This is a genomic window from Streptomyces sp. NPDC057617 (genome assembly GCF_042800555.1).
Taxonomy (GTDB): domain Bacteria; phylum Actinomycetota; class Actinomycetes; order Streptomycetales; family Streptomycetaceae; genus Streptomyces.
Window position 1 is genome coordinate 315545 of sequence record NZ_JBHVGV010000004.1, and the last position, 12509, is coordinate 328053.

The 12509-nt window shown below is 67.4% G+C and carries 9 protein-coding genes; 2 read left to right on the forward strand and 7 right to left on the reverse strand.

Annotation, left to right across the window (positions count from 1 at the left end):
• Window positions 1-19: 19 nt before the first annotated feature.
• Window positions 20-721 (reverse strand): hemerythrin domain-containing protein, encoded by a 702-nt coding sequence (locus ACFU9P_RS13005; protein ID WP_376373566.1) that lies wholly within the window; start codon window positions 719-721, stop codon window positions 20-22.
• A gap of 299 nt (window positions 722-1020) precedes the next feature.
• On the opposite strand from ACFU9P_RS13005, the gene ACFU9P_RS13010 reads away from it, so the two are divergent.
• Window positions 1021-2862, forward strand: coding sequence for a prolyl oligopeptidase family serine peptidase (locus ACFU9P_RS13010; protein ID WP_384080046.1), 1842 nt, complete (start codon window positions 1021-1023; stop codon window positions 2860-2862).
• A 145-nt stretch (window positions 2863-3007) separates the two neighbouring features.
• A complete protein-coding gene (locus tag ACFU9P_RS13015) occupies window positions 3008-3760 on the forward strand; it encodes an SURF1 family protein (RefSeq protein WP_384079589.1) in 753 nt (250 codons plus the stop codon).
• Between the two features lie 142 nt (window positions 3761-3902).
• On the opposite strand, the gene ACFU9P_RS13020 is transcribed toward ACFU9P_RS13015, so the two are convergent.
• From ACFU9P_RS13020 to ACFU9P_RS13045, 6 genes are all read right to left on the reverse strand, one after another.
• Window positions 3903-5519, reverse strand: a complete 1617-nt coding sequence (locus ACFU9P_RS13020; RefSeq protein ID WP_384079593.1) for a hypothetical protein — start codon at window positions 5517-5519, stop codon at window positions 3903-3905.
• Window positions 5516-6178, reverse strand: coding sequence for a SigE family RNA polymerase sigma factor (locus ACFU9P_RS13025; RefSeq protein ID WP_376373576.1), 663 nt, complete (start codon window positions 6176-6178; stop codon window positions 5516-5518). The genes ACFU9P_RS13020 and ACFU9P_RS13025 overlap by 4 nt, the downstream gene beginning before the upstream one ends.
• Window positions 6179-6565: 387 nt before the next feature.
• A complete protein-coding gene (locus ACFU9P_RS13030; protein ID WP_384079596.1) occupies window positions 6566-7624 on the reverse strand; it encodes an aspartate-semialdehyde dehydrogenase in 1059 nt (352 codons plus the stop codon).
• Window positions 7625-7751: 127 nt separating this feature from the next.
• Entirely contained in the window at window positions 7752-9023 is a 1272-nt protein-coding gene (locus ACFU9P_RS13035) for an aspartate kinase (RefSeq protein ID WP_376373582.1), read from the reverse strand.
• Between the two features lie 265 nt (window positions 9024-9288).
• Window positions 9289-10560 carry a type II toxin-antitoxin system HipA family toxin gene (locus tag ACFU9P_RS13040; RefSeq protein ID WP_384079600.1) on the reverse strand — a complete coding sequence of 424 codons (1272 nt, stop codon included), beginning with the start codon at window positions 10558-10560 and terminating at the stop codon, window positions 9289-9291.
• Entirely contained in the window at window positions 10547-12262 is a 1716-nt protein-coding gene (locus ACFU9P_RS13045; protein ID WP_384079603.1) for a DUF262 domain-containing protein, read from the reverse strand. Before ACFU9P_RS13045 ends, ACFU9P_RS13040 begins: the two co-directional genes overlap by 14 nt.
• Window positions 12263-12509 lie beyond the last annotated feature (247 nt).

Below are 12509 nucleotides of genomic sequence, written 5' to 3' on the forward strand. Positions count from 1 at the left end.
CACCATGAACTGCGCGGAACTACGCGGGGACTCCGAGTGCCCTCTTGGAGGAGCGGTAGCGCGTCATCAGGACCGGGCGGATCCAGCGCATCGGCGCGGGGAAGTTGCTCACCAGAGGCGCGTAACCGGGGACCGCCTGGGGATCCTCCATCAGCCCGAACACCAGGTGCGGACCCGTGTGCGGCGCTCCGCCGATGATCGCCTTGCGCAATCGCGTCAGCTCGGCTTCCGGCACCTGCGGGATCAGCCCCTGCAGAACCGCTTCCTCTTGGTCGAAGTGCCTGTTCAGCACGGCCTGGACCCGCTGCGCCGACGGCAGTCCCGAGAGCGCCGCCTGACCCACGACCACCAGGGCCGCGTCCGGCTCGCCCGTCACATGCTGGGCGGCGAGCGTGTCGACCGTCCTGGCGAGCGTCTGCAGTTCGGCGTCGAGCGCCTCATGCGCGACGGCCAGTTCGTCGATCCGCAGTGCCTCCAGCGGAACGAGATCACGCAGGGCCGGCCAGAAGAGTACGTCCTCGCTCGCGTGATGCCGGCGGATGGACGCGATCAGCCAGCGAGCGGTGTTGACGAGCACCTTGACGTCGACGGGCTCACCGCCGGCGAGACGCCCGAAGGATTCGGACACGAGGGCGGTGCCCCGGCGCAGGATCGTGTGGACGGCGAGGAGTTCGTCGTACAGGCACGACCGATCAGCACAGAGCCTGGGTGGAGCGGCCATCGTCTTTCCTGTCCCATATGGGGAAGTAACGTAATGGATCATCACATCACACTTACTTGAAATGACTACCCATACAATGTAAAAATCGTATACATAAGGTCCCATTTCTCCTCTACCCGGCGGGCACCGCCCCACACTTCGGCGTCATGAATGCGTCAGCAGCGCGTTAATGGGACGTCAAGGGGCGAGCCGCGCCGGAGTTGTCCACAGGCTGGGAGTTGTCCACAGGCTGAGGGGGACGCCGACAGGATGTCAGGGATCCGGCGCAGAATGGGGGCATGAATCAGATCGCCGGTTCGATGCCGGAGTGGGAGAAGCGCTTCCGGGCGCCGCGGGTTTCGCTGCCCGACTGGGCGGAGGACGCGCCGGACCGAGCGCTGTTCGTGTCCAATGCGACGGGGACGTATGAGCTGTACGCGTGGGATCGCGCGACCGGTGCGCAGCGTCAGGTGACGGACCGGCCGAACGGGACGACGGACGGGGTGCTGTCGCTCGACGGTGAGTGGATCTGGTGGTTCTCGGACACGGACGGGGACGAGTTCGGGGTCTGGATGCGCCAGCCGTTCATCCCCCGGCAGGAGGGTGCGGCCGTCGGCGGGGGCGGCCAGGACGGAGCGGGGGGTGCGGAGCCGGAGAGCGCCGTGGGCGCCACGCTCGACGAGCCGGCCGCGCCGGGGCTCGGTCCTTCCTATCCGGCCGGGCTCGCGCTGGGCCGGGACGGCACGGCGGTCGTCGGGCGGTCGACCGACGAGGACGGCTCGACGCTCCATGTCGTACGGCCCGGGGAGGAGCCCGTTGAGATCTACCGGCACCGGGAGTCGGCCGGGGTGGGGGATCTGTCGTACGACGGGACGCTGCTGGCGATCGAGCACACCGAGCACGGGGACGCGATGCACTCGGCGCTGCGGGTGCTGCGGCTGGACGGCTCGGTGGTGGCGGATCTGGACGACACCGAGGGGGGTACGCGCGAGCTGGGGCTCGAAGTGCTGGGCTTCGCGCCGGTGGCCGGGGACAGCCGGCTGCTCGTCGGCCATCAGCGCAGGGGCCGTTGGGAGCCGATCGTCTGGGATCCGCTGACCGGCGAGGAGACCGATCTGGCGATCGAGCTGCCCGGGGACATCAGCGCCGAGTGGTATCCGGACGGCTCGGAGCTGCTGATCGTGCACAGCTTCGAGGGCCGCAGCGAGCTGTGGCGGTACGACTTCGCGAAGAGCGCGCTGATCCAGGTGGAGACCCCGCCGGGGACGGTGTCGGGGGCGACGGCCCGACCGGACCGGAGCGTGGAGTATCTCTGGTCGTCCGCGGCCCTGCCCCCGCGGGTACGGTCCACGGCGGGCGGGGTCGTGCTGGACCCGCCGGGGATGGCGGCGCCCGCGTCGGTGCCGGTGGAGGACGCATGGGTCGAGGGGCCCGGCGGCAGGATCCACGCGCTGGTGCAGCGGCCCGCGGGCGACGGTCCGTTCGCGACGGTCTTCGAGATCCACGGCGGTCCGACCTGGCACGACAGCGACGCGTTCGCCGCGGGGCCGGCCGCCTGGGTCGACCACGGCTTCGCGGTCGTACGGGTCAACTACCGCGGATCCACGGGATACGGGCGGGAGTGGACGGACGCGCTCAAGCACCGGATCGGGCTGATCGAGCTGGAGGACATCGCGGCGGTCCGGGAGTGGGCGGTGGAATCCGGCCTGGCCGATCCCGAGAAGCTCGTCCTGGCGGGCGGCTCGTGGGGCGGGTATCTGACCCTGCTGGGGCTCGGCACCCAGCCGGACGCCTGGGCGGTGGGGCTGGCCGCGGTGCCGGTCGCCGACTATGTGACGGCGTACCACGACGAGATGGAGGCGCTCAAGGCGATGGACCGCACGCTCCTGGGCGGCACCCCGGAGGAGGTCCCGGACCGCTGGACGGCGTCGTCGCCGCTGACCTATGTCGACGCGGTGCGCGCGCCGGTCTATATCTCGGCGGGCGTGAACGACCCGCGCTGCCCGATCCGCCAGGTGGAGAACTATGTGGACCGCCTGGCGGCCCGCGGCGCGGTGCACGAGGTGTACCGGTATGACGCGGGGCATGGCTCGCTGGTGGTGGAGGAGAGGATCAAGCAGGTCAGACTGGAGCTGGACTTCGCGACGAGACATCTGAAGTAGGGGGCGTCGGGGCCGGGGCCCGGGCGGTCGGGCTCCGGAACCCGGACCAGGCGCCGGGGCCCGGACGGTCGGGACTCCATGCCCCCGGGCCCGGCAGCCCGGACCCGGGGGCATGCGCCGCCGCAGGGGTCCGTACCGTGGAGGGGTGTACCGGTTTCTGGTGACTCCGCGCTGGTGGGGAATCAATGCGTTCGTCATGCTGGCGATCCCCTTCTGCATCTTCATGGGGACCTGGCAGCTCGGCCGGTTCGAGGACCGCGTCGCCACCCACGAGGCCGCCCAGGAGCGGCCGGACCCCGGGAAGCAGGAAGCGGTGGCGCTGCGGACGCTGCTGCCCGTCGATCAGGAGACCTCCGGCCGGCTGGCCACGGCGACCGGGCGGTACGGGGAGCAGTTCCTGGTGCCGGACCGGGAGCTGGACGGCAGGAACGGCTCGTACGTCCTGACCATGCTGCGTACGGACGACGGCGAGGCACTGCCCGTGGTACGCGGGTGGCTGGCCGAGGGCGGGAAGGCGCCCGCGCCGCCGGGCGGCGAGGTCCGGGTGACCGGGGCGCTCCAGGCCTCCGAGTCCACCGGGTCCGACGGAGTACGGGCGGGCGGGGGGCTGCCGCCGGGGCAGCTCGCCATGATCAGCGCGGCCTCGCTGGTCAATGTCGTGCCGTACGAGGTGTACGACGCGTGGATCACCGTCAGCCGGGCGTCGGACGGGCTGCTGCCGGTGCCCGCGACCGCGCCGCAGAACACGGGGCTGGATCTCAAGGCGTTCCAGAACCTCGGTTACACCGGTGAGTGGTTCGTCTTCGCGGGCTTTGTGCTGTTCATGTGGTTCCGGCTGTTCCGGCGCGACGCGGAGGCGGTCAAGGACCGGGCGCTGGGTCTGGAGACCGCGGCGTAACGAAGACCGCCGTCGCGAGGACCGCCATTGCGTGGGGTGCCGTCGCGAGCGCTGCCGTCACCAGAGATGCCGTCGCGAGCGCTGCCGGGGCCCGGGGCGGCCCGGCCCCCGCCCGGTCGCCGCGCGCCCGACTGCCGCGCGGCTACTGCGCGTCGAGGACGCCCGTACGGTAGATCGTGCCCGCGCAGGCGTTCGGGATGGTGGTCTGGGCGACCGGGGCGCCGGGTTCGGGGGTGTGCAGGACGGAGACGCTGCCGTCCATGGTGCCGCCTTCGGAGAGGAGCTGGGACTCGGTGTTCGTACCCGTGCCGGTTCCCGCGTCCGTGCCGGTGCCGCCGCCGGTGCCACCGGTCGTGCCCGCGCCCGCCGAGGTGTCGCCGCCCGAGGGTGAGGGGTCGGGAGAGGCGCCGGTGGCGGGACAGGTCTCGGCCGGAACCCAGGCGAACTTCACCTCGTAGGCGCTGTTCGGCGCCAGCAGCATCGTCGATGTCTCCTGGGACGGGTCGGGCAGCCCGCTCGCCGCGTCGCCCGCGGTGTGCGCGACCACGGTGATCTTGCTCGCGTCAGCCGCGCCCCCGGTCTGGAAGGCGACGGTGCCGCGGCCGGTGACCGCGCAGTCGCTGCCGGAGACATTGGTGACGCGGAACGTGCCGTACACCGTGCCCCCGGCGTCGGGCGCGCCGGCTTCGGCGGTGGTGACCCCGAGCTGGTCGGCGGAGCAGGCGGGCGAGGACGAGGAGTGGGTGTCGCCGGGGTTGGCCTTATCGCCGGAGCCGCCCTCGTTCGTACCGCCCGAGGCGGGGTTCTGGGGCTTGTCGACCTTGTCGGGAGCCTCCTTGGCGGGGGACACCTTGTCGGAGGGCTGGTCGGAGTCCTTCCAGCCGCCGCCGGAGTCCTTGCTCGCGTTCGTACCGCCCTGGGCCTGTTCGCCGTGGCCGGCGTTGATGGAGTGCTCGTCGGCGGTGCCGGCGGAGTTCGCGACATGGACGAAGGCCGGGACCGCCGTGCCGAACAGCAGCGCCGCGGCGGCCATGCCGACGACGGCCTGACGCTTCCTGGCCCGCCGGGCCGGTACGGCCTTGCGCAGATGATCGAGGGCGCCTTCGGAGGGCCGCAGGTCGTCGACGGCGGTGTGGAGCAGGCGGCGCAGGGCCAGTTCGTCCGCTTCGGAACCCCCGGACGCGCCGGAACCCTCGGCACCCGCGAGGCCGTCGGAACCCTCGACGCCGTCGAGGCCGCCGAGGCGGTTCAAACCACCGAGACCGCTGAGGCCGCTGAGGCCGCCGCTCCGGACACTGCTCCGGTCGCTGTTCCGTTCCCCACCGAGGCCATCGCTCGGGCCGCCGCTGAGACCATCGCTCGGGTCACCGGTCCGGTCCCCGCCGAGGCCGGCACTCCGCTCGCCCGTCAGGTCACCGGCGTCTCCGCCGGCGTCACCGCCCGGCTCGCGGCTGCCCGTACCCCCCGTGCCCGTACCCGTACCAGCGGCCTCACGGCCGTCGTCCGCACCGCCGCCAGCCTCGACACCGCCAACACCACTCGTAGCACCGCCGCCGTCTTCGCGACCGCGACCGCTGCCGTTCCCGCGGCCGTCGCCGCTTTCACCACTGCTGCCGGCACCCGTATGACCGAGGCCGCTCAGCTCGTTATCCGGCCCGTTGTTCACAATTCCGTTTCCAGTCAGGTCGTTCAACGGCGCGTCCGGCCCGGTCGAGTCATGCTCATGGCCGAAGCCGCGCCGGTCCTTCCGCCCACTCATGCCGTGGCCTCCATGGCGACGCGCAGCGCCTTGATCCCGCGCGAGCCGTACGCCTTCACCGAGCCCAGGGATATGCCCAGGGTCTCGGCGACCTGCGCCTCGGTCATGTCCGCGAAGTACCGCAGAACCAGCACCTCGCGCTGCCGCCGCTGCAACCCGCGCATCGCCTTGATCAGCGCGTCCCGCTCAAGCTGTTCGTACGCCCCCTCCTCCGCGCTCGCCATGTCCGGCATCGGCTTGGAGAGCAGCTTCAGACCGAGGATGCGCCGGCGCAGCGCGGACCGCGAGAGATTCACCACGGTCTGGCGCAGATACGCCAGCGTCTTCTCCGGCTCCCGTACGCGATTGCGCGCCGAGTGCACCCGGATGAAGGCCTCCTGGACGACATCCTCGCAGGATGCGGTGTCGTCCAGCAGCAGGGCGGCGAGTCCGAGCAGCGACCGGTAGTGGGCGCGATAGGTCTCGGTGAGGTGATCGACGGTGGTACCGGCTGCCATCGTGCCGTCAGCGTCCTCGCGCTGGGACGGCAGTCCGGCCGGGCGCGCGGCGGGCATGGGGGCGATCACCGGCATACCGCCGGGCGCGCGGGGCCGCCGGAGCGGCCGTACTGCCGCGCCGCGAACCGGGGCGATCGCCGTGATGTCGAGAACCTCTGCCACGCCTGTTGGACACGCTTCCCCCCGTCAGGGTTGTACGCGCACGTCACCCCATTTGACGCTGTACCAAATGCCGTCATGCGTACCCGATCTCCCCCTATGCCCCAATTTCTCGCAGCACCGCGAAGGGGCGACCGCAGAGACGCTTCCCGGCCGGTCGGCGGTTGCGGCGCACACGCAAAAAACCGGACGGGCATCGTCGGACAAGACAGCGTCCCCGCTCAAGCGGCCCTGGCAGATCCATCTGACCAGGCACTTGACCACAGGACGTTCACAGATCCTACAAAGTTTTAGGGTTCAACGGCTTCTGGTTTTCGTCGACTTTTGAGCCACACCTGAGGTTACGGCCGGTTAAGGCGGTGGGTCACGCCGGGGGCCGTACGGCGCGGGTCACGGGCGCGGCAGCTCCCGCGCGATGCCTTCGGCGATCTGAGCCGTGTTCAGGGCGGCGCCCTTGCGCAGGTTGTCGCCGCAGACGAAGAGTTCCAGCGCCCTGGGGTCGTCCAGCGACCTCCGTACGCGCCCCACCCAGGTCGGGTCGGTCCCCACCACATCAGCCGGGGTCGGGAAGTCGCCGGCGCCCGGGTTGTCGAACAGCACCACGCCCGGCGAGGTCGCCAGGATCTCGTGCGCCCGGCCGACCGTGATCTCCTGCTCGAAGCGGGCGTGCACGGCGAGGGAGTGCGCGGTGATCACCGGGACATGGACACAGGTCGCGGTCACCCGCAGATCCGGCAGGTCCAGGATCTTCCTGGTCTCGTCGCGTATCGCCAGTTCGTCGGAGGACCAGCCGCCCGCCTCGGGCGCGCCGGACCAGGGGACGACATTGAGCGCGAGCGGCGCGGGGAAGGGTCCTGTGGTGTCGCCCACGGCGCGGCGCACATCGCCGGGGTGCGTGCCCAGTTCCGTACCGGCGACGAGGGAGAGCTGGTCGCGCAGGGCGCTGATGCCGTCCTGGCCGAAGGCGCTGACCGCCTGGTACGAGGAGACCACCAGCTCGCGGACCCCGAACTCGGCGTGCAGCGCGCCCACCGCGACGATCATCGACAGCGTCGTACAGGCGGGGCTCGCGACGATGCCGCGGGGGCGGAACCGTACGGCGTGGGGGTTCAGCTCCGGTACGACCAGCGGCACATCGGGGTCGAGCCGGAAGGCGGCCGAACTGTCCACGACGACCGCGCCCTTGGCCGCGGCGACGGGTGCCCAGCGGGCGGACACCTCGTCCGGTACGAGGAACAGCGCGACGTCGACGCCGTCGAGCGCCTCCTCGGAGAGCCCGACGACCTTGGTCGCCTCGCCGCGTACGAAGAGTTCACGGCCCTCCGAGCGCGGCGAGGCGATCAGCCGGATGTCGCCCCAGACGTCGGCGTGCTGCGACAGGATCTGGAGCATGACGGCGCCGACAGCCCCGGTCGCACCCACGACCGCGAGCGCCGGCCGCCCGTTCATCGCGCGGCGCTCCCCTGCGGAACCGGGGTGCCGGCGCCCCCGTACGACCGGCCGCCGCGCGGCGGGTCGCCGTACGACCGGATCCCGTTCGGCCGGAGTGTGTACGGGCGCTCGCCGCGCAGGGGGTTCATCGGCCGGTGCCTCCGTAGACCACGGCCTCGTCGGAGTCGCTGTCGAGGCCGAAGGCGGTGTGCACGGCCCGGACGGCCTCCGTCACATCGTCCGCGCGGGTCACCACGGAGATACGGATCTCGGAGGTCGAGATCAGCTCGATGTTGACGCCCGCGTCCGACAGCGCCTCGAAGAAACCGGCCGTGACGCCCGGGTTGGTCTTCATGCCGGCGCCGACGAGCGAGATCTTGGCGATCTGGTCGTCGTACCGCAGCGACTCGAAGCCGATCGTCGACTTCGTCTTCTCCAGCGCGTCGATCGCCTTGCGGCCCTCGGTCTTCGGGAGCGTGAAGGAGATGTCGGTCAGACCGGTCGCCGCGGCGGAGACGTTCTGGACGACCATGTCGATATTGATCTCGTTGTCCGCGATCGCGCGGAAGATCGTCGCCGCCTCGCCGGGCTTGTCGGGGACGCCGACGACCGTGATCTTCGCCTCGGAGGTGTCATGGGCGACACCGGAGATGATGGCCTGCTCCACCGTGCGGTCCCCTTGTGGCTCGTTGCTGACCCATGTGCCCTGGAGCCCCGAGAACGAGGACCGGACATGGATCGGGATGTTGTAACGGCGTGCGTACTCGACGCACCGGTGCAGCAGCACCTTGGAGCCGGAGCTGGCCAGCTCCAGCATGTCCTCGAAGGAGATCCACTCGATCTTCCGGGCCTTCGTGACGACCCGGGGGTCGGCGGTGAAGACACCGTCCACATCGGTGTAGATCTCGCACACCCCGGCGTCCAGCGCGGCGGCGAGCGCCACGGCGGTGGTGTCGGAACCGCCGCGCCCCAGGGTGGTGATGTCCTTCTTGTCCTGGGACACGCCCTGGAACCCGGCGACGATGGCGATATTGCCCTCGTCCAGCGCCGTACGGATCCGGCCCGGCGTGACATCGATGATGCGCGCTTTGTTGTGGACCGAGTCGGTGATGACTCCGGCCTGGCTGCCGGTGAACGACTGGGCCTCATGGCCCAGGTTTTTGATCGCCATCGCCAGCAGGGCCATGGAGATCCGCTCTCCGGCGGTCAGCAGCATGTCGAACTCACGCCCGGCAGGGATCGGGGACACCTGCCCTGCGAGATCGATCAACTCGTCCGTCGTGTCGCCCATCGCCGATACCACGACGACCACTTGATGGCCGTTCTTCTTGGCATCGACGATGCGCTTGGCGACCCGCTTGATGCCTTCGGCATCGGCTACGGAGGAGCCTCCGTACTTCTGCACGACAAGGCCCACGTGCGCTCCTCGCTCGGTCCGTCGCTACTGTCGGCTCAGTTTAACGAGCAGCCGCGTGACGACTCGGACATATCACATCGTGAGACGTCCAGCTCACTCAGTGATCACCAACCACCACCGGCCATCCGGCCCGGGGCCACTCGCTGAGGATGCATGCCCGGCCTGCCGGAAGGCACGCGGGAACGTGTGCCGCATCACACCGGGAAGACGCACGCACGCCGCGCTCGCATCCGGCCCGCCAGAAGGGCTCGCAGGAAGGTCTGCGTCAAGAAGAACTGAGTAGAGAAGCGGAGTGAACCGTGATCCACTCGGTGACACCCTTAGCAAGTGATGGATTCACGGCAGCAAGAGTTTCACGGCAACTGGGCCACTTCTCAACAATTCCCTGAACTGTCTGAGCAGCGATTTCGGGCAGTCCGGCCCCGGTAGGTCCGAAACGGCGGCTCAATCGGGACTCAAGCAGCGCGAAAGACGAGACCCTGATTTTCTCGAACCGCCGGGTCCCACAAAATTTGAGTCCCAGATCCTCCTGACCGTCTCCGGGTTCACGGTACTGAGCAGTGGAAACAAAGTCATACGCCGGCGAGAGAGTGGGCACGCGTCCGTCCGGGTAGATGAGAGACCAATTCTTCAGATGAGCATCCCCATTGCCAATGACGACGAAAAGTGCCAACCGGCGGGCACACTCCTGGAGGGCGGAGACATCGCGCCCACGATAGGAAATCGCGGCAACAGTCTCGAAGCTTCCCTGGTACTTCTCATGTGGATATTTTTCGCGGACCTGCGCGAAGTCCTCGATATGCACGGAACTGCGTCGGTAATCCTGGACCCGGTCAAATCGACGGACGGCATAGGCCCACTCTTCAGCATTGGGCCACATACGGGACGGCACGTCCGGGATTTCGTCCCGATGCAGCAGGCGCACTTCAGGTACGTTGATTCCGACCTCACGAGCCAGCGACATCATGGCGAACTCATTGTGCGGAACATTCGGAAAGCGGTAGTCAGGGAATTTAACCAACCAGTCACCGTGCTCACCGGCAGCGGGAACCGCGAGTCGGTCGCCCCTCGCCAGCATGGAAAATTTCAGTGCCACACCGGCGAGTGAAAATCGCCAGGGAGAGGAATCCAACTCGTCGCGCACCCCTCCGTTTTCGGAAGGCCTGGAACCGGTTCCTGGCCAGTCCCAGTTCTCGTCCGGCCCATCTGCGGCAACAACCTGCACGGCGCCCGGCAGGTCGTGACCGACTTGCGCGAGAAGTTCCATCTCCCGCTCGGTCGATACATGACGGTCCTCCGCAATCCATGTGCGCAGAGGTCCCTCGGGCAAGAGATTGGAGAACCATTTCGGCAGCCGCAACGCCGCGGTATAGGGGTGACCAAGCGATTCTTCGAAACGAAGCCCGAGAACAGGCCGCCGGGAGTCCTCAAGGTAGCTCTCGTTGAACAGAAACCGAGTGTAGTCACCCCTTTGGCTCAAAGTACCGACCCGGCGACCATGAAGGAGGACAGCGTAGTAATTATCAGGCAGTGCCATCCGATGGTTCCTCCAACTCGTCCAGATCATTGTCCAGATCAAGGGAACTCAGCGCCGGAGTATCCTCGTAGTCCCACTCGGCCATGCGTGCCAGAAATGAGTGAAGTTCTTGGATGACACGTTCCTGCCGCATCGAGAGAAACGCATTCTTGTCGCCTGCGGAAAGACAATCAGCCATGGCTGGCGACATGCAATGCGACTCTATTACCTCCGTCCAGGAACTCTCACTCAACTCTATGGGCTGCTGCGAAAGATGGCCCTGAAGATCATCCAGCGGCTCGTCCGCCTTGGGGACGAAGAGCCGGTTCGCAGCCAAGAGCTGCTGCCTGGACGACAATCCACTTCGGAAGATTCGGCGCACAGAAAGAGCGGCGGTCGGCTGGTCAGCCAGAAAGTCCCCGAGATCCTGGAGTTCGTACGGCTTACCGGTCAGCGGAGATCGAGGCCGAAGAGCCCACCAGGAGCACAGTACAATTTTTCCCGTCGCCTCATTGGTACGGAATCTGTCCGGTGAGGGCACGGCTTTGGCGGCATCGCTCATAGAAGCCATGAGCCGCTTGATCGAGCCATTTTCGTCACCAGGCTGGATCTTGATGGTCAGCGCTTTGCTCATCTGTGTGAAACTTCCCTTGAAGACTGCTGGGCCGGATACCGAAACACGCCAGTAAAGGCGTCGCAGAAGCTGGATATTCCGCTTGTCGGGATCAGGGAAGTGAGCGAAGAAGCGCGTAAATACGATCAGAAGGGCCCGGTACGAGAGCAGTGTGAGGTGGGGCACTCCAGCCGAGTTCTGAAAGAATTCAATTGTGCGAATGAGAGCGGCTTCACTCTCCTTGAACGCGGTCTCCTGGTCTTCTCCAGGGAACTCCGCGTGCGGACGGTGGCTACTGTCGAATTCGTTATGGAACTCTCGGGTGATACTCGGCCCCCGGCGGGCCAGGATGGATCGCAGGACAGTATCGTCATCGAGCGTGCCGAAGCCTGTCCGGGATGCGACTCGTTGGGCAATTCTGTTGATGGACAGACGTCCGTCGGTTTTCTCGGACGACCCCGGAAAGAGCGCCGAGAAAATTTCGGCCCGACTCAAACGTTTGCCAAAATTGTTCACACGGTCAAAAATGTCCCTAAGTACGGCCTCGTCGTCCTGTTTTACGAGATAGGCAGGAATTTTGTACTGCCGAAGCCTCTTTGCCACCCGGCGTGCTTCAGCAAAATAGTCGGACGCACCCTTCCCCGCGCCCGCGAACCATCCGAGCAGCGCCTCAAGATCGAAGAGCAGATGAAGCGGCACCAGATGCGGCTCGGGAATTTTTGGCGCAGTAATAAATTCACTTTTGGCCAGATTGTAATAAATATTGAAGGGCGCATGACGATGCCCCTCCGGATGAAGTGAATTCGCAAGACTCGTGATGCGCTGCTGGCCGTCCACCACCCAGAGTGTTCTGTCGGATTCCTCGGCCGAAATTTCGAGCGAGCCGAGAGTTACAAGTTCCGCCGGAGAATGGCGGACCCACAACAGAAGACTTCCGATGGGATACCCGCGGATAATACTGTCGAACAGGTGGATTACATCCTGCGAGCCCCATCGGAAATCACGCTGAAAATGCGGCACACGGATCTGCCCCGACCAAGCTTCTTCAAGGAGGTCGTCAAGCTCATACGTGGTCCCGCTGGGCTGAGTGTCGAGTCCCGCTTTGGTCATGTGCGCGCCCTCCGATGCGTTTGTCCCAGACTCGCAGACCCCGGCCTCCACCGGCAAACCAGTTCAAGACGCCGAACAGCACTTCTCCCAGAAAGCAGGCCGCCCCAAAGACGCCAGAGCGACGCCGGCCTCCTCGCCCCTGGCCGACACCTCAGCCTTCTGGTGCAGTTCCGCCCTGGCACCCACAATCAGAACTCATAAAGGGCGGGAGGTGCGGCGAGGCGGGCGGGGAAAGCGGGGCCTGTGT